Below are 22,225 nucleotides of genomic sequence, written 5' to 3'. Positions count from 1 at the left end.
CTCCATTGCATTCGATTGCGTTGCCGCATGGCGCGCGCGATTCGACTCGGCGCATCGCCGCGGCGGTTCAACCGTGCATGTTACCGCGCCGACGCGTCGAAAGAGCCGTATGTGCTTCCTATATCGCTTGGGCTTCGTCACCTCACTTCGCCTCGCATGGCCCCGCCCCGCCCCTCACGGCGCTAAACTCGCGTTTCCAGACCCGGGCTCTCTCGCCGATGAACAAAGCACTCGAACTGAAGAAAGCCAAACGCACGCCGTTGCTGCTGCTCGCGGCCGCGGCCTGCGTCTTCGTCGCGACCGCGTTGATGCCGCGCGGCTTGTGGATCGACGGTATCAAGGCGGTGGCCGAGGCCGCGATGGTCGGCGCACTCGCGGACTGGTTCGCGGTCGCCGCGCTGTTCCGACGCGTGCCGATTCCGCTGGTGTCGGCGCATACGGCGATCATTCCGCGCAACAAGCACAAGATCGCCGACAACCTCGCCGTCTTCGTGCAGGACAAATTTCTCGACGTGCCGTCGCTGGTCGGTCTGATCAGGAAGCACGACCCGGCGCAGAGCATCGCGCGTTGGCTCGCCGAGCCCGCCAACAGCGCGCGCCTCGGCGATTACGTGGTGAAACTGACGAGCGGCATGCTCGATCTCACCGACGACGTGCGCATTCAGGTCTTCATCAAGGACGCGCTGCGCGACGTGCTCGCGAAGGTCGACCTCTCGCAGTCGATGGGCTCGATCCTCGACACGCTCACGAAGGACGGCCGTCATCAGGAATTGCTCGACGCCGGCATCGAACAGGTCGTCGCGCTGCTGCGCGAACCGCAGGCGCGCGAGTTTATCGCGGAACGTATCGTCGATTGGGTGAAGAGCGAGTATCCGAAGATGGAGAAGATTCTGCCGTCCGCATGGCTCGGCGAAAAAGGCGCCGAGGCGCTGGCCAACGCGGTGAACCGCATGCTCGAACAGATCAGCGAGAACCCGACGCACGAACTGCGGCAGAAGTTCGACGGCGCGGCGCACAAGCTGATCGTCAAGCTCAAGAGCGACCCCGCGTTCCTGCAAAAAGGCGAGGAACTCAAGCGCTATCTCGTGGAAGGCGAAGCGCTCGCTTCGTATGTGAAGGACATGTGGGGCGAATTGCGCGCGTGGCTCAAGCGCGATCTGCATAGCAGCGACTCGGCGCTGCATGCGCGAGTCGTCGCGTCCGGTCAATGGGTGGGCCGCGAACTCGCGAACGATCCGGCGCTGCGCCAATCGCTGAACGATCACCTCGAAGAAGCCGCGCGCGCGATGGCGCCCGAGTTCGCGCGATTCCTCACACGGCATATCAGCGATACCGTGAAGAACTGGAACGCGCCGGAGATGTCGCGGCAAATCGAGTTGAACATCGGCCGGGATCTGCAATACATCCGCATCAACGGAACGGTGGTCGGCGGCTTTATCGGTTTGCTGCTTTATGTGAGCACGCAACTGTTCGGCTTGCTGCGCGTGCACATCGGCTGAGCGCGCGATATAGCGTCGCGCGACGCAAAGCGCCTACAATCCGGGCATAAGGTTTGCTCTCCCGCATGGGCCGCACACGGCCTATGCCGCCGCCGCGTCCATCGCGCCGGACCAGAAGCGACCGCGCCACTCAATCGGACAGTGTGCTCATGAAAATATCGTTGCCGCCGCCTGGGCGGCCCAATCGCGTTTATCCGCCTGGCGCACCAGGCCTGCACGGCCTTGCCTCGGTGATCACGGGCGTCGTGGTGGTATGCGCGCTTTACTTCGGCCGCGCGGTGCTGATCCCGATCACGCTCTCCGTGCTGCTCAGCTTTCTGCTCGCGCCGCTCGTGCAGATGCTGCGGCGTTTGCGCATGGGACAGTTGCCGTCCATCTTCATTGCGGTGCTGTTCGCGCTCGCCGCGCTGCTCGCTATCGGCGCGCTGATCGGCGCGCAGCTCGTGCAATTGGCCGGCGACTTGCCGCAGTATCAGGTGGCGATCGAGCAGAAGATCGAAACCGTGCAGGAGAAAACGATCGGCCGCGCCGATTCGCTGATGAGCCGCGCGGCCGCCACGCTGCAACGCGTGGCGCCCTCGAAGCCGCCGCCGCCGCGTCCGACCGGCCGCGCGGCGCGCAATGCGCCCGCGGTGCCTACGCCGGTCGAAGTGCACGAGCCGTCGCCTACGCCGATGCAGCTCGCGCAGCGCGCGTTGTCGCCGGCCATCGCGCCAATCGAAACCACGTTCATCGTGCTGGTGGTGACGATTTTTATCCTGCTGCAACGCGAGGATTTGCGTGACCGTTTGATCAGTCTGTTCGGCTCGCGCGACCTGCATCGCACGACGACCGCGATCAACGACGCCGCCGTGCGCCTGAGCCGCTACTTCGTCGCGCAACTCGGCGTAAACCTGAGCGCGGGCGGCGTGATTGCAATCGGTCTCGCGATCATCGGCGTGCCGGGCGCGCTGCTATTCGGCGTGATCGCGGCGCTGCTGCGCTTCGTGCCGTATATCGGCATCTGGATCGCGGCGATTCTCGCGGTGTTTCTCGCCGCCGCGATTCAGCCGCAATGGACGATGGCGGTGTACACGCTGATACTGTTCATCGTCGTGGATGTGGTCGCCGGGCAGATCGCGGAGCCGCTGCTGTATGGGCACCGTTCGGGGCTCTCGCCGCTCGCGGTCGTGGTCGCGGCGATTTTCTGGAGCTGGCTATGGGGGCCGATCGGCCTCGTGCTGTCCACGCCGCTCACGCTGTGCGTGGTCACGCTCGGGCGTTACGCCGACCGTCTGAACTTTCTCACGGTGCTGCTCGGCGATCAGCCGGCGCTCACGCCCGCGCAGAACTTCTATCAGCGGCTGCTCGCCGACGATCCGCACGAGGCGATCGTGCAGGCGGAGCGTCTGTTGCGCGAAATGTCGCTGATCGACTACTACGACAAGGTCGCGCTCGAAGGGCTCAAGCTCGCGCGCAACGACGCGATGCGCGGCGTGTTGATGCCCGACCAGTTGGCGAGCGTCAACGAAGCGCTGGTGGACATCGTGGAAAACCTCGAGATCGCGGACGGCTTGCCGGACCGCCTCGCGCGTCCCGAGCCGGGCGACGCGGCCGCGCTGCACGCGGCGTCATCGGCGGATCTGTCGGAGCGGCACGAGCAGACCCGCGAGCATTCGTCCGAACATCACGACGACGAAAAGACCGCCGTGCTATGCGTGCCGGGACGCGGCGCGTTCGACGAGGTCACGACCGCCATCGCCGTGCAACTGCTCGGGCGCGTCGGCTTCGCGCCGATCATGGCGACGCACTCGGGCTATCGCAGCGCGCGCGCCGACGAACCGAGCTATAAAAATGCGCCGATCATCTGCATCGTCACGCTCGACGCGCCCGATTCGCCGCCGTATCTGCGCAACATGCTGCGGCGCACGCGCGAATGGCGGCCGCGCGCGACGCTCGTGGTCGGCGTGGGCGGCAGCGCGGAAAACGGGCACGACATCGGCATGGGCTCGACTGCCGCGGCGCACTCGGCGCCCACCTTCCGCGCGATGATCGAAGAATGCCAGGTCGCCGCGTGGGCGTTGCAGGCGGGCCGGCATTCGCATGTCGCCGGTGGGGCGGATTGATCGTGGTCGATCCAACCCCCGCATAAAAGCACCCCGCGCCTGTACCCAAAATGAGGACAGGCGCGCACAAGCTCTCCTTCATACTTCGCTCATCGCTTTTCATTTCGCGCCGCTTCTAAAAGAACCGAACACGGGCGGCGGCCGCGAATGCAGCGAACATCGAGGAGACCCGCATGAGCCGCAGCTTCAAACCCTATCCATTTTCGCCGCGCCGTTACGGGGGCGCCGTGCCTCCACTCGTCGACGGACGCGATCCCGTGCGACGGTCCGTTGCGATTGTCGGCGGCGGGCCGGTCGGCATGACGCTCGCGCTGGCGCTCGCCCGCCAGGGCGTGCGCTCCGTTCTGATCGAAGCCGACGACAGCGTATGCACCGGCAGCCGCGCCATTTGCATCTCGCGGCGCAGCCTCGAAATACTCAAGCGCCTGGGCGCCGTTGAAGGCTTCTTGCAAAAAGGTCTGCCGTGGACGGGCGGCCGCAGCTTCTATCGCGATACCGAGGTGTTCCGCTTTTCGATGCATCAGGACGACGAGCAATCGCTGCCGCCGATGATCAACATCGCGCAGTATCAGATCGAACAGTTCCTGCTCGACGAACTGGAGCGGCACGCGGACCTGATCGAGATTCGCTGGCAAACGCGTGTGACCGCAATCGGGCAACGCGCTGCGTCGGACGCCTCGCGCGGCGCCACGCTCGATCTGCAGACCGGCGACACCGCGTGGCAAATGGAAGCCGACTGGGTCGTCGCGTGCGATGGCGGGCGCAGCACGATACGCGAGGCGCTCGGACTCAAACTGACCGGCACGACGTACGAAGGCCGCTACGTGATCGTCGATATCGAACTGCACAGCGATCGCGCGACCGAGCGGCTCGCCTATTTCGATCCGCCGTCCAATCCCGGCTCGACCGTTCTCGTGCACAAGCAGCCCGGACAACGTGTGGCGCATCGACTACCAGCTACGCGACGACGAAGACCCGCAGGCGGCCGTCGAACCCGGCAACGTGATGCCGCGCGTGCAAAGCGTGCTGGACGCGATGGGCGAAACGGGCGAATGGTCGCCGATCTGGATCACCGTCTATAAGGCCAATGCGCTGACGCTCGAACGCTATCGCCACGGCTCGGTGCTGTTCGCGGGCGACGCGGCGCATCTGGTGCCGATCTTCGGCGTGCGCGGCGCGAACTCGGGTATCGACGACGCCGACAATCTCGGCTGGAAACTCGGCTGCGTGGTGAACGGCATCGCGTCGCCCGACCTGCTCGACAGCTATAGCGACGAGCGCGTGTTCGCCGCGCGCGAAAATTTAAGCTACGGCATGAAGAGCACCGAATTCATGGCGCCGCCGACCTTCGCGTTCGAGCTGATGAGAAGCGCCGTGTTGGGCCTCGCCGAACGTCATGCCGCCGTGCGTCCGCTGATCAATCCGCGGCAGACGCATCCGATTGCTTATGTGCAATCGCCGCTCAATCGCGCGGCGGCTGAAGCAACGGAGAACCCGTTCACCAATGGCGCGGCGCCAGGCAGTGTGCTGCCGGAGTGCCGCCTCAAGTCCATTCGCGATGGCAAGCTGCTCGACATGCACCTCACCGATCTGCTTGCGCCCTGCTTCACCGCGCTGCGCTTTTCCGCCGATGCATCGCAAGAGAGCGCGTGGCGGGACATGCAAGAGGACCTGGCGAGCCGCGCGATTCCGTTCAACGTAATCACCGTGGTTCATGCAAGCGACGAGGCCAACGCTAACGGCATAACCGCAATCGATCACACCGGCCGTCTGCATCAAATGCTCGATGCGGCAAAGGGCACCGTCTACCTGATCCGCCCCGACGGCCATGTGCTCGCGCGCTGGCGCGAAGGCAGCGCGGCCGCCACGCAGCGCGCGCTGATGGCCGCACTGAACATGGAAAACAAGGAGAGCCAGTCATGACCGATAGCGATCTCGACCGCGTCTATACGGCGCTTTGTCATACGCTCACCGCCGAAGGCGAAGCCGATGCTCCGCTGTATCTCGCTCGCCTTGCGCTGCTGTGCATCACCGACCTCGACGATGCACAACGGGCTTTGTCCTTGATCGAAGCGGCGCGTTTGCCAAGGTCCGAAGCCGTCACGGCGACGGCTGTTTAGTTGGAATAGCCCTATAAAACAGGCATAAAAAAGCCGCCGCGAGAAAACCACGCGGCGGCTTTCTGCTTTAACGGGGCACTGCGTTCAATACAGACCCAGCGTGCTGGCATGCAAGCGCGCGAGACCGAGCAGCGCATCCGTATAAGGCGTCTTCACGCCGGTCAATTGCCCGAGTTCGCGGACCGCGCTCACGAGTGCATCCAGTTCGACCGCCTTGCGCGCCTGCACGTCTTGCAGCATCGACGTTTTCATCGCGCCGAGTTTCAGCGTGACCGCGTGCCGGTCCTCGGGCGCCTGATCGATCGGGAATGCCGAAACGCGCGCCGATTTCCTTCGCCTCGAGCATGATGCTCGTGACGAAGTTGCGCGCCAGTTCGTCGCCGAGAATGCGGTCGGTGGTGGCGCCCGTGATCGCGCTGATGGGGTTCATTGTCATGTTGCCCCACAGCTTGTACCAGACGTCGCGCTGAATCTGCTCCGACACCGACGCATTGAAACCCGCCGCGGCCAGCGTCTCGGCGAGTGCCTTCACGCGTTCGCTCGGACGCCCGAGAGCCTCGCCGATAATCAGCCCATTGCCTTGATGATGCCGGATCACGCCCGGCGCCTCGACGAGGCAACTCGCGTGCACCACGCAGCCCACTGTTTGCGCGCTTGGAATCGCGGCGGCGATTGCGCCGTCGGGATCGATTGACTTGAGCCGCTTGCCCACGAAGTCGCCATGCAGACCGTCGCAGAACCACCACGGCACACCGTTCATTGCGGTCAGCACGACGGTTTGCGCGCCGAGCAGCGGCGCGATGTGCGCGGCCACCGAGGCCATTGCCGGCCCTTTGACCGCGACCACGACGAGATCCTGTACGCCGAGCGCGACAGGATCTTCCGCGGCTTGCACGTTGACTGTTTGCGTGCTGCCGCCTTCGATCATCCGCAAGCCCTGCTCGCGCAACGCGGCCCGCGTCGCGCCACGCGCCACCACGCCGACCTCGTGACCCGCCTGCGCGAGCTTCACGCCGATCCATCCGCCGATGGCGCCCGCGCCGTAAATCGCTACTTTCATCGCTTCATTCCTTGTAACTCGCATCGATGCGCTCGACGCGCCGCACGAGCGCATCGAACACGTCCTGTCCCGCGCCGTGACGGGGATCGAATTGCAACGCGTCGCGCGAGCAGCGCATCGCGACGTCTTCGGGAACCGGCCGCGCCTTGCCCATCGAAAACGTCGCCATCTGAATCTCGCAGGCGCGGTTGAGCGTCCATAGAACCGCGAAAGTTTGCGGCAACGTGCGGCCCCATGCAAGCAACCCGTGATTGCGCAGAATCACAGCCTGCCTGTCGCCGATATGTTCGACGAGCCGCGGCCCTTCCTCCGCATGCACGGTGATGCCCTCGAAGTCGTGATACGCGATGCGCTCGTGCAATTGCGCGGTGTAGAAGTTGGTCTGCTGCAAACCGTCTTCGAGACACGCGACGGCGACGCCCGCCGTGGTATGCGTGTGCATCACGCAATGCGCGCCGGGCACGCCTTCGTGAATCGCCGCATGCACGACGAAACCAGCGGGATTCACCGGATAACGCGAGCCGTCGAGCACGCGCCCTTGCGCGTCGATCTTCACCAGGTTGCTCGCCGTGACTTCGCTGTAGTGCAAGCCGAACGGATTGATGAGGAACTGGCGCTCGCCGCCGCTCACGCTTTCCGGCACACGCAACGTGATGTGGTTGTAGATCATCTCGGTCCAGCCGAGCATGTCGAAGATGCGGTAGCACGCGGCCAGTTCAACGCGTGCCTGCCATTCGTCCGCATGCATGCCGGCTTTTTGCGGCGCGCTTGCCGGTGGCATATCAAGTGTCGTCATCGACGTCTCCAGGGTTATCTGTTGGCTGTGCGCGTTGCGTGCTCGTTCGCGTTGGCTGCGCTGCCGCGGTCGCTATGCGCCCGCGACCACCGCGGCAATCGACGACGCCACGTACTCCGCGTTGCGCGCATTCAAACCCGCCACGCACATGCGGCCCGAGCGCAGCACATACACCGCGTGTTCGCTGCGCAGGCGCTCGACCTGGCGCTCGCTCAGGCCCGTATAGGTAAACATGCCGCGCTGCGCGACGTAACGCGCGCGCATCACTTCATCGACACGGCCGGCGAGTCCCGCGTGAATCGTGCCGCGCATCGCGAGAATGCGCTCGCGCATGGTGGCGAGTTCCGCTTCCCACGAAGCGCGCAACGACGCATCGGACAGTACGTTCGCGACGAGACGCGCGCCATGCGTCGGCGGATTGCTGTAGTTCGCGCGCACCGTGGACATCAACTGGCCGAGCACGCGGCCCGCTTCATCGGCGCTCTTGCAGACCACGCTCAATGCGCCGCAACGCTCGCCGTACAGCGAGAAATTCTTCGAAAACGAATTGGCTGCGATCAGCGGTATGTCGGCTTCCGCGAGCATACGCACGCAAGCGGCGTCTTCTTCGAGGCCCGCGCCGAAGCCCTGATAAGCCATATCGACGAACGCAATCAGCTTGCGACGCTGCAATACCGGCACGAGCTCAGCCCATTGCTCGTTGCTCAGATCGACGCCCGTCGGATTGTGGCAGCACGCATGCAGCAGCACGATGCTGCGCTCGGGCAATTGGCCGATCGTCTCGATCATATCGGCGAAACGCAGGCCGCCTGTCGCTTCGTCGTAATACGGATAGGTGTTGACGGTTTGGCCCGCGCCCTCGAACACGACGCGATGATTTTCCCAACTCGGGTCGCTGATCCAGATTTGTGAAGCGGGAAAATAGCGCCGCAGGAAATCGGCGCCGACCTTCAGCGCGCCGGAGCCGCCAATGGTTTGCAGTGTCGCGATGCGGCCCGCCGCGCGCGCTTCGCTGCTCGCGCCGAAAACCAGCGTCTGCGCGGCTTCCCGGTAGAGCGGCAAGCCTGCCATCGGCAGATAGGAACGCGGGCCGATTGCGTCGAGCAACGCGGTTTCGGCGCGGCGCACGGCATCCATGACGGGCAGCTTGCCGGCGTCGTCGAAATAAATGCCGATGCTCAGATTGACTTTGTTCGGGCGCGGATCGAGCTGGAAATCTTCGTTCAGGCTGAGAATCGGGTCGCCGGGATAGGCGGGAATATGGTCGAACATGGCATTTCCTTGAAGGGAGCCTGGCGTGGCGCACGCATACGTCCACAGAGGCGAGGCGGAAAGTCTAAGCGCCTTTGTGTGCTTCCGTCGATTGGGACAAGTGTCGATGAACGCGCGGCAATCTACAATCAACCGATTTTGCACGATTCGTAAGTTTTTCTTTAGAATCGCAGCATGGCACTTACTCGCGTCACCATCCGTCAATACGAGGCGTTTCTCGCCATTGTCGATCTTCACAGCATCGGCGCGGCGGCCGAACGGCTGGGGCTGACTTCGTCCGCGGTGAGCCAATTGCTCGCGGAACTCGAAGCGGAACTCGGCTTTCGTCTTTTCGACAGGACCACGCGGCGCGTGAATCTCTCGAGCGCGGGTCAGGATTTCCTCGCATCGGCGGAATCGGTGCTGCGCCACGTGCGCGCCGCCGCCCAATCCGCCGACGATATTCGCAACCGCGCGGCCGGCATCGTGCGGATCGGCGCGCCGCTCGTGCTGGCGTCCACCGCGTTGCCCGCGGCGATTGCCGATTACGCGCGCGACAAACCGAAGGTCGTCGTGCGCATTTGCGATACCGTGGTGGAGCAACTGGTCGAGCGCGTGGAAAGCGCGGACGTCGATCTGGCAATCGGGCCGGACAGGCCAAGCGGTGCGCGTGTGCGCCGGGACGCGGCGTTCGCAAGTCCGTGGGTGATGTGGTGCTCGCCGTCGCATCCGCTCTCCGCGCGCAGACGTGTGCAATGGCAGCAGTTGCGCGACGTCCCTATCGTCGCGACCGGCCGCGATCACGAACGGGCGGTCGACCAGATGCTCGCCGATCTCCCCGTCGAGGCGCGCATCGTTCCCGCGGACGTGGTGGACAACGTGACCACCGCTTTCGGTATCGCATCGCGCGGCCTCGCGGTGACGCTCGCGCCGGCTTACGTGGCGCCGCTCGCACGCACCTTCGGTCTGGTGATGAAGCGGATTGTCGAACCGGAGACGATCCGCGAGGTCTGTTTGTACCGCTCGACCGAACGCGCGTTGTCGCCGCCCGCAGCGGGCTTCGCGGATTTTTTGCTGCCGTGGCTCAAGCGCTGGGATCGTGAGACGCAGGCGGATACGCGGGTGAAGCGCGGGTGAAACGCGGTTGGGGCGTGGTTGAAGCGTGGTTCAAGCGGGAAATCAGCCGCGCTGCGGCGTCACGCATAGCGCAAACAGTTGCCGCTGCCCCGAAATGCCGAGCCGCGCGTAAGCGCGCTTCTGATAGGTGACGACGCTCGCGGGCTTCACGCCCATTCGTTCCGCGATCTCAACGGCGCTTGCGCCTTCGAGCGTGCCGCGCAGCACGTCGAGTTCGCGCGGGGTGAGCGCCGGGCAGATTCGTCTGACGCGTGCGAGCATGGTTGCCGCCGGACTCTCTTCATGCTGCGTATGCAGCGCGTAATGCGTTTTTGCCGCCTGCGCGAAGAGCTGCGCGAGGCTTTCGACCCGCTGCAACTCGCTCGTCTCGAAGACGCCGTAAGCGCGATCGCGATACAGGTTGATCGACAGCCACACGCTTTCCATCGGTTGCACGAGCAACGACAGGCGATCCGACACATTGGGCTGCGCGTAACACGCCGCACGATACGCTTCGTTCCCGATCTCGTCGCTTTGCTGCTGATGCAAGACGAGCGCGTCGCGGGAGTGCGGGTTATCGACAATCGCGCGGTTGCCGTCGAGTGCATAAAAATGCGCGGCATAGCGATTCGCGACGTCGCGGAGAAAACGCCCGCCGCGATGGTCGGCGGCGGAAATGGTGCGCGGCCGTGCGTCGAATTCATACGCGAATACGGTGCACTGCGAAACCGGCATCATGTCGCCGACCGTTCTCAGCATGCTGGCGGCGAGCGCGTCGGCGTCGCCGTGCGAAATCGACATGACCAGATCGGCCGCGCGCGCGGTGCTGATCTGTTCGTTTCGGTGAGGCGGGGAAATGCGCCAGGAACGCATGATGGCTTCGGGCTCGCGCGGCATGGATGGGGTGCGTCAAGCGTAGCACAGCGCGTCGCGGCGTGCGTCGGCAGCGGTGTTCATAGCGCATGCCGTCGCGGCAAAAGCACTGCGCGGTTCGTCGCGCGCAGTTCGTCGCGCGCAGTTCGTCCCGATCACCTCCCCGAAAACGACCCGCGTTGCAGCGTGACCATTCGCGGCAACTCGATCGTGAACACCGTGCCGCCGCTTTCGTCCGATTTCACGTCGACCGTACCGCCGTGCATCCGCGCGATTTCATGGACGATATGCAAGCCGAGACCCAGTCCCTCGCGCGAACGCGAGCCGTTGTTGTTGGGCCCGAACGCCTTGAAGAGATGCGGAAAAACCTCGGGTGGAATCACGCCGCGATTCGCCACTTTCAGACGCACGAAATCCGCCGCTTCGCCGTCCACCTCCACGTTCACGTCGCCTGCCGCGCCGTGGTGCAGCGCATTGCTGACGAGATTGGACACCGCCTGCCACACGAGATCCGTATCCCACGCGCCCGCCGTATTGCCGCGGCTCGTGAACAGGATGCGCTTGCCGTTCTCGCGCGAAGCGAATTCGTCGATCACCGACCGGCATAGCGTTGCCAGTTCGATCGAACGAGGCTGCAACGGCAGACGTCCGCCTTGCAGACGCGCGAGGTTGAGCAACTGATCGACCATCCGCGCCATGCGCAGCGAACTGTTTTTAACGCGCGCCGCGACCGTTGCGGATTGCTGATCGGCTGCGGTTCGCATCAGATATTCCGCCGATGCAAGCACTGCCCCAAGCGGCGTGCGCAGATCGTGACTGAGCACCGCCATCAGCATCTCGTTGGCTTCGAGCATCTGACGCGTGGTGACGAGCTGCGCGGCAAGCTGGCGCTTTTGCTGCTCGAGCTGAACGAATACATCCACCTTCGATTGCAGAATGCGCGGATCGAACGGCTTGTAGAGAAAGTCCACAGCGCCCGCTTCGTAGCCGCGAAACGTGCGCGACGCATCCTGCGCGGTGGCCGTCAGGAAGATGATCGGCACATGCGATGTTCGCGGACTGCCGCGCATCAGCGCCGCCAGTTCGAAGCCGTTCATGCCGGGCATGTTGACGTCGAGAATCGCGAGCGCCACCTCGTGCTTGAGCAGCAGATCGAGCGCGGCCGTGCCCGAGTCGGCCACCAGCACGGCCACATCGGGACGCGTCAGCAACGCCTTGAGCGCGGTGATGTTATGGGCGATGTCGTCGACGATAAGAATATTGACGGGTGAGTTCGACATGGCATCGGGTCAGAGAGAGGCCGGCCATGCTGCGAGCCGCCGGGCCATGGTTTCGGGAGAATAGATGTAGTCGGCCGCGCCGCGTTCAATCGCGGTGCGCGGCATCTCGGACGACATGGCGGTGGCCGGGTCCTGCACCCACGCGACGCCGCCCAACGCACGCACGCGCTGCAAGCCATTCACGCCGTCGTCGTTCGCACCGGAGAGCAGCAGCGCCAGCAAATGCTCGCGATACACGTCGGCCGCGGACTCGAACAGCACGTCGATGGAAGGCCGCGAGAAACGCACGGCCGCATCGGTTGAAAGCGCAACGGTCCGGTCCACTTCGACCAGCATGTGATAGCCGGGCGGCGCGACATGCACGCGGCCCGGCATGATCTGCTCGCCCGCGTCCGGTTCGATCACGGGCAACCCGCAACGGTGCGCCAACGCATGCACGAGATAGCTCGGCGGGTCGGGCGGCAGATGCATGACGATCATCACAGCGGGTGCAAAGCTCGCCGGCAGCGCGGCGAGCAGCAAGTTGATGACCTCCATGCCGCCAGCCGAACCGCCGATCACGACGAGTTCGCACGCGCGCGCATCTTGTGCGTCACGCGCTGCGTCGACGTCAGGTTGAGTGATTGAGCGCGGCATCACGTTGGTCTCAGCGCTTCTGGTAAATACGCTCGCCTGGACGGAATTCGTCGAAGGCTTCGTAATGACGGGAAAACCGCAACGTCTCCTTGCTGCCGAGGCCGAGAAAACCGCGCCGTACCAGCGCGTTTTCGAATAGCCCCAACGCGCGGTCCTGCAAGCCGCGATCGAAATAGATCAGCACGTTTCGGCACGAGACGAGGTGTGCTTCGAGAAAGACTTCGTCGGTGGACAGACTGTGGTCGGCGAACACCACGCGGCCTTTGAGCGAGCCGGCGAAACGCGCGCCGCTATACGCCGCGTGGTAGTAGTCCGACAGCGAGCGCGTGCCGCCCGCCGCGAGATAGTTCTGCGTGAAGCCTTGAATGCGGTCCAGCGCGTAAATGCCGGCTTCGGCGCGCGCGAGCGCGTCGGGATTGATGTCGGTCGCGTAGAACAGCGTGCGTTCGGTCAAGCCCTCTTCGTCGAAGAGAATCTTCAGCGACCATAACTCTTCGCCCGTGCTGCAGCCGGCGACCCATACCTTGATCGACGGATACGTGCGAAGACGCGGCAACACATGTTCACGCAGCGCGAGAAAATAGGCAGGATCGCGAAACATATCGCTGACCTGCACGGTGAGATACTGGAACAGCCGCGAAAACTGCTCACTGTCGCGCATGATGCGGTCCTGCAATTGCGACAGCGTGCCGAGCCCGAACTCATCGAGTGCCTGCGACAGGCGGCGGCGCAGCGACGACATCGCGTAGTGGCGAAAATCGTGCTGGTACTTCAGGTAAATAGCCTCCAGCAGCAATTTCAACTCGATGTCGAAATCGCTCATGCGTTGCCGTGCGTCGAATTCTGGCTGGCTCATTCGTTCTTTCCGTGTCGCTATGCTGATCCGTTTGCGGCTAGCGCTGGCGCAGCCACACGCGGCACAGCGCGACGAGCTTGTCCACGTCGATCGGCTTGGACACGTAGTCGTCCGCGCCGGCTTCGAGGCAACGCAGACGATCGTTCGCCATGGCCTTCGCCGTCAGCGCAATGATCGGCAGATGCGCGAAACGCGGATTGCGCCGTATCTCGCCCATCGCGGTCAAGCCGTCCATCTCGGGCATCATGATGTCCATCAGGATCAGGTCTGCTTCAGGGCCGTTTTCCAACGCTTCGAGTGCTTCGCGGCCATTGCGCGCGATTTGCAGCTTCGCGCCGAGCGGCTCGATCACATGCGAAAGCGCAAAGATATTCCGCACGTCGTCTTCGGCAAGCAGGATCGTGCGCCCTTCGAATGCATTGTCGCGCTGCCGCACCGTGCGCAGCATGCGCTGCTGCTCGGGCGCAAGCGACGACTCCACGCTGTGCAGGAACAGCGTGACTTCGTCGAGCAGGCGCTCGGGCGACTTCGCACCCTTGATGATGATGGATTTCGAGTAGCGGCGCAGACGGTGCTCTTCTTCGTCCGACAGCATGCGCCCCGTGTAGACGATCACCGGCAGCGCGGCATGTTCGGCGTTTGCCGCGAGGCGTTCCAGCAAATCGTAGCCGGTGCCGTCCGGCAGCGCGAGGTCGGTCACCACGCAGTCGAACGACGACTTCTCGAGATACTGCAGCGCCTCGGACAACGTTGCAGCGGCAACGATCTCGGTGTTCTCGCTTTGCAGCAGCGCGCGGATGCTTTCGCGCATCGGCGCATCGTCTTCGATCACCAGTACGCGTTTCAGTTGCTGCTGCAAGCGTGCTTCGAGGCGGCGAATCGCGGCTTCCATCGTCGAGCGCGCGGTCGGCTTGAGCGTATAGCCGATTGCGCCGAGATGCAGCGCCTTGTCCGCGTGGTCGGTCGCCGACACGATATGAATCGGAATATGGCGCGTCAGCGGATCGTTCTTCAGCCACTCGAGCACGGTCAGTCCCGAACGGTCCGGCAAGCCGACGTCGAGCAATACCGCTGCGGGGCGCATGTCGCGCACGAGCGCGAGGCCGCTTGCCGCGTTGCTCGCATGCACGAAGTCGAAGTCGAGTTCGTGCACGAGATCGCGCAGGATTTCCGCGAACGCGAGATCGTCTTCGATCGCGACGATCAGACGGCCCGTGCGCGTGCGGTTGTCGCGGTCGTCGGCGATGGAAGCGATGGACACCACGCCGCCTTCTGGTGCGCTGACGTGCGCGGCGCTGGCGCCTGCACCATTGGCCCCATTCGCAGACATTGCCGGCATCAATCCGTTGGCGGGCGAGATCACCGCGGGCGCTGCGTCGCTCCACGCTGCACGCGCGAGCAGCGCGTCTTGCGCGTTGCCGTTCGACGCGGTCGCACTCGCGAGCGTTTGCGCAGCCGAGTCCGCGAGCGCGCTCTCGTTGCCCGCAGTGAGCGCCGCGCGGCCATCGAGCGGCAGCCACAACGTGAACACGCTGCCCTTGCCCACTTCGCTTGCAACGGTGATGCGGCCGCCCAGCAAGCGCGCGAACTCGCGCGAAATAGACAGGCCGAGCCCGCTGCCGCCGTACTGGCGACTCGTCGATCCATCGGCCTGCTGGAACGCTTCGAAGATCATCTCGAGCTTGTCGGCCGGAATGCCGATGCCGGAATCGCGCACGTCGATACGCAGCATGTCGTCGTCCGCCGGCGCGACCGACAGCGCGACCTCGCCATGCGCCGTGAACTTGACCGCATTCGACAGCAGATTGCGCAGGATCTGCGTGACACGCTGGCCGTCGCTGACCATCGTATCCGGCACGCCCGGCAAGCGGTCGAATACGAGACTCAGGTGCTTCGCGCCCGCCAATGGCTTGAAGAGTTCTTCGAGCGATTGCAGCGTTGCGTCTATGGAAACCGTCTCCAGTTCGACGTTCACCTGCCCCGCCTCCACCTTCGAAAGATCGAGGATGTCGTTGATCAACACCAGCAAGTCGCTATTCGATGCGTGGATCGTTTCCGCGTAACGCACCTGCTCTTCGGTCAGATTACCGGTGCGGTTCTGTTGCAGCAGCTTGGCAAGAATCAGCGAACTGTTTAGCGGCGTGCGCAGTTCATGCGACATGTTCGCGAGAAACTCGGACTTGTAGCGGCTCGACTGTTCGAGACGCTCCGCGTTTGCCGCAAGATCGTCCTGTGCGCGTAGCAGGTCCGCTTTCTGCCGCTCGAGCCGGTTCGCGTATTCCTCGAGTTGCACGTTGGTCTGTTCGAGTTCCGCTTGTTGCGCTTCGAGACGCGTTTGCGATTCGAGCAGCGCGCGGCCGCGCTCTTCAAGGCCTTCATTCGATACGCGCAGTTCTTCCTGCTGAACCTGCAACTCTTCGTTCAACTGTTGCGTTTCGATTAGCGCATCCTGCAAGCGCTCGCGATAAAGCGCGGCCTCGATGAAGTCGCCCATGCTGTTGCTGACGACTTCGATAAACTCCTGGTCACGCGGCGCGAGTGGCCGAATAAAGCCCAATTCGACCACGCCGTTGACCTCGCCCTCGCTCGCAACCGGCGCGATGATGAGATTCTTCGGCGCGCTTTTTCCGGTTCCCGAGACGACCTGTATGTAGTTCTCGGGCACCTCATGCAACACGACGATGCGACGCGAGAGCGCTGCCTCGCCGATCAGCGTGTCGGCTTCGCCCAGGTCGCGCGCGCTCGCCTGCTCGCTTTCGCGGCTAAAGCCGTAAGTTGCGATGCGGCGCAGCGTGCCTTGCCGCTTGTCGCGCACGTAGAGCGCGCCGACCGCCGCATCCAGGTATTGCGCGAGGCAATCGAGCATCGCGCGGCCGACGAGTTGCGGCGTGGCCTGGCCCACTACTCGCTCGGCAAGCAGGCGCTGCCCCGAGCGCAACCACACCTGTTTTTCCAGTACTTCCGTCTGCTCCTCCTGCTGGCGCAAAGCCTTGTCGTAGATGCCGGCGAGGTTCAGCAGTTCACGGCGGCCCAGCCACGCAAGCAGACCGTTCACGCCGATGCTGAAGAGCAGGAAGACGCTCACCAGTATTCCAGTGACGCGCCGCGACGCTTCGCTGCGCTCCTGGCGCAGGCGCAATTCGACGGCGAGAAAGTCGTCGAACTCTTTACGTATCTCGTCGAATTCCATCTTGCCGCGGCCGCTCGCCACAATGCTCGCGACGTCGCGCATTCTGCGCCGTGCATCGATCATGTCTTCGGCCACGCGGTTCCAGCGCTCCTGAATCGCGGCGACCTGTTTGAGCTTTTCGACTTGCGGCGGGTTGTCGGCGACGAGTGCCTGCAATTCGTCCATTTGCGCCTTGAACTGCGGTCCGCCGTTTTCGTATTGCGCGAGAAAATGCTCGTCGCCGGTGATGAGAAAACCGCGCATCGACGATTCGCGGTCTACTGCGAGACGCAGCATCTGGTTCGCCTTGCCAATCACGCGCTCCGAATGCTCGGCCAGACTCGTGGTGGAAACAAGGTACGCAATGAGCCCGACGAACACGGCTATCGTGATCAGTCCGACTAGCAAGGGCAACGCGATGTTGCGGCGAATGATGCCGCGAAAGTAGTGTTCGTCGACAGCCTGGGATGCGGTCATTTTTTCTATATTCGGCAAGGCGGATCATTGCGATCCGGAATATTTTTCAGGGCTCCGGCGAGATTCATGCGTGGCTATGCAAACGCTTAATCATACAGGACGGGTCTCGTTTTTTGCGTGCGTGAGCGCGCTCTGACTTACTTCGTGAAGACCGCAAGAAGCACGCAACTTTGCTGGACCGGCCGCGGTCAATGATGCGAACAATGCCCGCTTATTCATTCATGCGTTCCTTCTCCTGGCTCAGCCGATGACCGATAAAGCCTTCGCTTCCAACCGCCTTCGTTTGCGCAGCGCGCTCGTTGCAGCGTTCGTGCTGCATGCGTCTTTCGCGACTGCTGCTTTTGCTGCTTCTACTGCCGACGTTGCCCACACGGCGAACGGCATCACGCGCGTCGCGCTGCACGTCGAGCCGCCGTCGCAGGCATCGCCGGTTGTGCCCGTCCCGCCTTCCGGGCAATATCCCGAGCTTTATCGCGACGTCCAGCTCGCTCACCTCTTTCCGGACAGCAAGACGTTCGCCGATATGGTGCCGCTCGCGCCCCCAGAGCAGATCGCCGCCGACTACGCGAGCACGCGGCAGCAGCCCGGCTTCAATCTCGGCGACTTCGTGAAGCGCAATTTCACGCTGCCTGCAAGAGCATCGAAAAGCTACGTGTCCAATCCGAACGAGGACGTGGTGAGCCACATCGATACGCTCTGGCCGGTATTACGCCGCGAGCCGGACTCGACTGCAAGCCGCTGGTCGTCGCTGCTGCCGCTGCCCGATGCGTACATCGTGCCGGGCGACCGCTTCGACGAAATCTATTACTGGGACTCGTACTTCATCATGCTCGGTCTTGAGGCAAGCGGCCGGCATGCGTGGGTCGTCGACGAACTGAAAAATTTCGCAACCCTGATCAATCGCTACGGCCATATTCCAAACGGCAACCGCACTTACTATCTGAGCCGCTCGCAACCGCCTTTCTTCGCGCAGATGGTGCGGCTCGTGGCCGAGAAGGACGGCGACGCTGTCTACGCCCAATACCTGCCCGAGCTGCAACGCGAATACGCCTACTGGATGAACGGCAGCGAGGGCCTCGCCGCCGGCCATGCGAACCGCCATGTCGTGCGCCTCGCGGACGGCACGCTGCTCAACCGTTACTGGGACGAGCGCGCAGCGCCACGCGACGAGTCGTATCGCGAAGACGTCGCCACGTCGCAGCAAACGCCGCAACGCAACGCGGAGGACCTGTGGCGCAATCTGCGCGCGGGCGGCGAAACGGGCTGGGACTTCAGCTCGCGCTGGTTCGCCGACGGCAAGACGCTCGCTACCGTCGATGTCACTTCGCTTGTGCCCGTCGATCTGAACTGCCTGCTGGTCGATCTCGAACGCGCGCTTGCGAAGGCGTACCGGATGCGCGGCGACGTCACGCATGCGGAGAACATGGCGCAGCGCGCCGCGAGCCGCGCCGACACCATTCGACGCGTGCTGTGGGACCCGCAATTGCAGGCGTTCGGCGACTACGACTTCGTGCATCGCACGCTCACGCACAGGCTGACCGCGGCCACGGTGTATCCGCTTTATGCGGGCGTCGCGAGCCGGCAGCAGGCGAAGGCCGTCGCAGCGACCGTGCAGCGCCAGTTGCTGCGCCCCGGCGGCCTCGCTACTACACTGGTCGCGAGCGGTCAGCAATGGGATGCGCCAAACGGCTGGGCGCCTCTGCAATATCTCGCGGTGATCGGCCTGCGCCGTTACAGCGAACCCGCGCTCGCGCAAACCGTCGCGACGCGCTGGATCAAGACCAACGTCTCTTACTTTCAGCACACTGGAAAACTCGTCGAAAAATACGATGTGGAAGCGGCCTCGCCCGGCGTGTCCGCGGGTGGCGGCGAATATCCGTTGCAGGATGGATTCGGCTGGACCAACGGCGTATTGCGCGCGTTGCTCGCGCTCTATCCGCAGGCGGTCGGCAGTTCGCGTCCGAGCGATATTGCAGCCGGTCCCGCAGGCGTATCGGAAGCGGCGGCATCCGCCGCTGCAGCGTCGAAAAACACGCATCGGCTGCAAGCGGCGCCGCACGTGAATCCGTAACCGCGCTGGTTGCGTAACCGGTCCGGTTACGCTTCCTGTCGCTTGCACGTTTGTGCGTCACTCAAAACCGGTAGTTGATCGATATGTCCGCAACGCCATTGCCCTTGCGATGCGTGACCGGACTATTCCCCGCACTGCCGACGAGTTGCTGGAACGCGCCGTCGGCGGTAGCGAACCAGTGCTTGTCGAACAGCCACACAGCGCTGATACCGAAGCCCACCGACTTGAAGCCCGCACTCGCGTGATACTGCCGAAACTGCGAATGCGCCGCCTGTTGCTGATTCACGCCGAACCAGCTATTCATATAAGTCGAGTCCGCGAGCGTGACGTTCGGGCCGGCGAACCAGAAGAATTTCTTCGTGCTGCCGGGCATCGGCATATATGCGCCGAGATCGCCGATCCATCCATTCGATCCGCCGAAATAGCGGCGCACGTCCGCGCGCAAGACCAGCGGAAAGTCTTTGGATATGACGTATTCGCCGGACAGCTTGAGCCCCGGCGCGGCATTGATATTGCCCAGACCGTTCAGTTCCTGCGGATCGTCGTGTGCGCGACGGCCCAGGTCGTAGACCGCTGCGAGGCTCGCGCGCCAGTTCGGGCCTTGCACGAAGTTGACCCCGAAACCTTCGCCGCTCGATAAGAAGAACAGGTCTTTATAGCGCACGTCGATGCTCGGGCCGGCCATCAGGTGATAGCGGTCCGAGCCTTCGTAGCGCGGCTGAAACGACGCTGCAGCGCCAACGCGCAATTGCCAGTCGGGGATCGTCGGCTGCCACATCTTTTGCAGCGGAATGCCCACCGAGTACTGCCATTCGCCCAATGGCGAAGGCGTTTGCGCGAACGCCGTCCCCGGAAGAGCAGCAACGCCGCCGATGGCGACGGCTACCCCGCAAATTGCCGCGATGCCTGTTTGTTTATTGCGGACCTCGTTGATCCGTTTTCTACGGCTGTTCAACACCAATGCCTCCAATCTCGCGTATCGCGAAGAGGGTTACGTTTGCTCGCTCCAAGCCCAGCGCGTCGGGCGATGAACTCGGGCGACCGCCGCGTTGCTACGCGCGGCATGTAAGTTTTTCAGCAACAGGATGCGTTGCACGGCAAAACCGGTTACTGCGCCAGGTCCCTCTACCGCAATGCACAAGGCTTACTGCTACGGTATTCGTCGGAACAGACAGAGCGAAAGTTTTGCCGACGGACCTGCTAGTGCAAGATGCGGGCCTACGACGTGGAGGCGCGCCTCCAGCCGCCTCTCTTCACCGCGAGAGAAGCCAATAAAAAAGCGCTGCACGGGGCAGCGCTTTTTCTAAAGCCGATTCAAGGCTCATTAGGCCCATGACCGGACGACGCCGCGCGCCTCATTGCGCAGCCTGAACAAGCACGGGTTTGTCACTGTACAGATTGGGGAAAAGGCGCTTCAAACTGGCCACCTTCGGCAAATCGTAGAGCGCAATGTACCCCGAGTTCGGATGTTGCGTCAGGTAGTTCTGGTGATAGAACTCGGCCGGATAAAAGCCCTTGAACGGTTCCACCTTTGTCACGATGGGCGCCGCGAATGTGTGCGCTTTATCGAGTTGCGCGATATAGCTCTGCGCGACTCGCCGCTGCGCATCGTTCAATGGGAACACCGCCGATCGGTATTGCGTGCCGCTGTCCGGGCCCTGGCGATTCAATTGCGTCGGGTCGTGAATCACCGAGAAGTACACCTGCAATAACTGGCCGTAGGTGACTTGCGCGGGATCGAACGCGACTTGCACCGATTCAGCGTGGCCGGTCGCGCCGCCGCTCACCGTTTCGTAATGCGCCGTGTCGCGCTGGCCGCCCGAATAGCCGGACACCGCCTGCTTCACGCCGCGCACGTGCTGGAATACGCCCTGCACGCCCCAGAAGCAGCCGCCCGCGAAGACCGCGGTTTCTTCATGCGCCGACGCGGCGGAGACGGGCTCGTCAAGCGCAGGCGGCGCAATCGGCACCGCGTTTTCCGACGAAAGCGCCATGCGTTGCGCGAGCAGCAGTGCGAGCGCGCCGAAGCCGATGCCAACGGAAATTCTTGCCACGCGCGAGCGGGAGCGCTTGGTGTCGATACGTTTGTCGATGTTCATGATGTCTGTCCTGTCTGTCCTCATTGCACCTGCATAACGGCGATACCTTTCGGTTCACGCGCGGTTCACGCGGCCCGGCGCGTTTCGCGTGGCTCGAATGGCCCCGAGTATTAGTCGCGCGAGCGCCGCATTAATGACAACCTCCAATAGCATGCGCGTGTTTTTCGCTTCACGCCGGCGAACGCGAACCGTTACAGACGACGTCAAAGCGGAAAACGGGTGGTCGACAGAATTTCCTTGAGCACCATGAACGAGCGGATCTGCCGCACGCCGGGCAAATAGAGCAACTGCTCGGCATGCAGGCGATTGAAGCTGTCGCTGTCGCGCGTGCGGATGGTCATGAAGTAATCGAATTCGCCGGTCACGACATGGCACTCCATGCAGCCCGGCACTTTCTGCGCGGCCTTTTCGAAGTTCGCAAACGATTCGGGCGTGGAGCGATCGAGCACCACGCCGATGATCACGAGCATGCCCGCGCCCGCGGACTTCGGGTCGATCAACGCAACCACGCCGCGAATCAGGCCAGATTCCTTTAGACGTTCGACGCGCCGCAAGCAGGCCGGCGCGCTCAGCTTTACTTTTGCCGCCAGCGCAACGTTCGAGATGGACGCATCCGTTTGCAACTGGCGCAGGATCGCCCGGTCGATGCGATCAAGCGATTGCAGCGAGTCGCTGGGGGCATTGCCGGCGGCGGGCGCGGCTGAAGCAGCGCGAACTTTCGTTTTGTTCATTGGCTTTACGGCGAAATAAAATTAAACAGAAGCAGCATCGTCGGTCTCAAAGTTACGCCTGACGCATTTTCTTCGCAAGCTCATTT

The 22,225-nt window shown here is 63.3% G+C and carries 16 protein-coding genes and 1 pseudogene; 6 read left to right on the top strand and 11 right to left on the bottom strand.

The window, feature by feature from the left end; genetic code table 11:
* The first annotated feature begins 218 nt into the window (after window positions 1–218).
* The 4 genes and pseudogenes from ABIE53_RS28835 (at window position 219) to ABIE53_RS28820 (ending at window position 5,724) form a co-directional block, all read left to right on the top strand.
* Entirely contained in the window at window positions 219–1,499 is a 1,281-nt protein-coding gene (locus tag ABIE53_RS28835; protein ID WP_029970553.1) for a DUF445 domain-containing protein, read from the top strand.
* A 149-nt stretch (window positions 1,500–1,648) separates the two neighbouring features.
* Entirely contained in the window at window positions 1,649–3,604 is a 1,956-nt protein-coding gene (locus tag ABIE53_RS28830; RefSeq protein WP_006047007.1) for an AI-2E family transporter, read from the top strand.
* Between the two features lie 173 nt (window positions 3,605–3,777).
* A pseudogene (locus tag ABIE53_RS28825) lies at window positions 3,778–5,527 on the top strand (FAD-dependent oxidoreductase).
* Window positions 5,524–5,724: a hypothetical protein gene (locus tag ABIE53_RS28820; protein WP_192699013.1), complete on the top strand. Its 201-nt coding sequence runs from the start codon at window positions 5,524–5,526 to the stop codon at window positions 5,722–5,724. The pseudogene ABIE53_RS28825 and the gene ABIE53_RS28820 overlap by 4 nt, the downstream one beginning before the upstream one ends.
* 67 nt (window positions 5,725–5,791) lie before the next feature.
* Here ABIE53_RS28820 and ABIE53_RS28815 read toward each other — a convergent pair whose 3' ends face one another.
* The 3 genes from ABIE53_RS28815 to ABIE53_RS28805 form a co-directional block, all read right to left on the bottom strand.
* On the bottom strand, window positions 5,792–6,784 hold the full coding sequence (locus tag ABIE53_RS28815) for a 2-dehydropantoate 2-reductase (RefSeq protein WP_502922743.1): 993 nt from the start codon (window positions 6,782–6,784) through the stop codon (window positions 5,792–5,794).
* A gap of 4 nt (window positions 6,785–6,788) precedes the next feature.
* Entirely contained in the window at window positions 6,789–7,580 is a 792-nt protein-coding gene (locus tag ABIE53_RS28810; protein WP_107709858.1) for a class II aldolase/adducin family protein, read from the bottom strand.
* Between the two features lie 72 nt (window positions 7,581–7,652).
* Window positions 7,653–8,852, bottom strand: a complete 1,200-nt coding sequence (locus tag ABIE53_RS28805) for an amino acid aminotransferase (protein ID WP_107709861.1) — start codon at window positions 8,850–8,852, stop codon at window positions 7,653–7,655.
* 174 nt (window positions 8,853–9,026) lie between these two features.
* Here ABIE53_RS28805 and ABIE53_RS28800 point away from each other — a divergent pair, with 174 nt between their 5' ends.
* A complete protein-coding gene (locus ABIE53_RS28800) occupies window positions 9,027–9,968 on the top strand; it encodes a LysR family transcriptional regulator (RefSeq protein ID WP_029970546.1) in 942 nt (313 codons plus the stop codon).
* 42 nt (window positions 9,969–10,010) lie between these two features.
* On the opposite strand, the gene ABIE53_RS28795 is transcribed toward ABIE53_RS28800, so the two are convergent.
* The 5 genes from ABIE53_RS28795 to ABIE53_RS28775 form a co-directional block, all read right to left on the bottom strand.
* Window positions 10,011–10,820 (bottom strand): helix-turn-helix transcriptional regulator, encoded by an 810-nt coding sequence (locus ABIE53_RS28795; protein WP_044020182.1) that lies wholly within the window; start codon window positions 10,818–10,820, stop codon window positions 10,011–10,013.
* 155 nt (window positions 10,821–10,975) lie between these two features.
* Window positions 10,976–12,100, bottom strand: a complete 1,125-nt coding sequence (locus ABIE53_RS28790; RefSeq protein ID WP_006046997.1) for a hybrid sensor histidine kinase/response regulator — start codon at window positions 12,098–12,100, stop codon at window positions 10,976–10,978.
* A 9-nt stretch (window positions 12,101–12,109) separates the two neighbouring features.
* Window positions 12,110–12,736 (bottom strand): chemotaxis protein CheB, encoded by a 627-nt coding sequence (locus ABIE53_RS28785; protein WP_006046996.1) that lies wholly within the window; start codon window positions 12,734–12,736, stop codon window positions 12,110–12,112.
* Between the two features lie 10 nt (window positions 12,737–12,746).
* Window positions 12,747–13,592: a CheR family methyltransferase gene (locus ABIE53_RS28780; protein ID WP_006046995.1), complete on the bottom strand. Its 846-nt coding sequence runs from the start codon at window positions 13,590–13,592 to the stop codon at window positions 12,747–12,749.
* Between the two features lie 37 nt (window positions 13,593–13,629).
* The gene (locus ABIE53_RS28775; protein WP_192699014.1) at window positions 13,630–17,238 is read right to left on the bottom strand and encodes a response regulator; all 3,609 of its coding nucleotides are present in this window, start codon (window positions 17,236–17,238) and stop codon (window positions 13,630–13,632) included.
* A 247-nt stretch (window positions 17,239–17,485) separates the two neighbouring features.
* Here ABIE53_RS28775 and treF point away from each other — a divergent pair, with 247 nt between their 5' ends.
* Window positions 17,486–19,309 (top strand): alpha,alpha-trehalase TreF, encoded by a 1,824-nt coding sequence (gene treF, locus ABIE53_RS28770; RefSeq protein WP_107709863.1) that lies wholly within the window; start codon window positions 17,486–17,488, stop codon window positions 19,307–19,309.
* 61 nt (window positions 19,310–19,370) lie between these two features.
* Here treF and ABIE53_RS28765 read toward each other — a convergent pair whose 3' ends face one another.
* From ABIE53_RS28765 to ABIE53_RS28755, 3 genes are all read right to left on the bottom strand, one after another.
* A complete protein-coding gene (locus ABIE53_RS28765; RefSeq protein WP_006046992.1) occupies window positions 19,371–20,267 on the bottom strand; it encodes a MipA/OmpV family protein in 897 nt (298 codons plus the stop codon).
* Window positions 20,268–20,664: 397 nt separating this feature from the next.
* Entirely contained in the window at window positions 20,665–21,408 is a 744-nt protein-coding gene (gene msrA, locus ABIE53_RS28760; RefSeq protein ID WP_192699015.1) for a peptide-methionine (S)-S-oxide reductase MsrA, read from the bottom strand.
* A 203-nt stretch (window positions 21,409–21,611) separates the two neighbouring features.
* Window positions 21,612–22,139 (bottom strand): Lrp/AsnC family transcriptional regulator, encoded by a 528-nt coding sequence (locus ABIE53_RS28755; protein WP_006046989.1) that lies wholly within the window; start codon window positions 22,137–22,139, stop codon window positions 21,612–21,614.
* Between the last annotated feature and the right edge of the window lie 86 nt (window positions 22,140–22,225).

It is taken from the genome of Paraburkholderia sp. OAS925 (assembly GCF_040543975.1).
In the GTDB taxonomy this organism is placed as follows: Bacteria; Pseudomonadota; Gammaproteobacteria; order Burkholderiales; family Burkholderiaceae; genus Paraburkholderia; species Paraburkholderia graminis.
The sequence above is the reverse complement of the archived record's forward strand: the minus strand, read 5'-3'. Positions and strand labels throughout refer to the sequence as shown.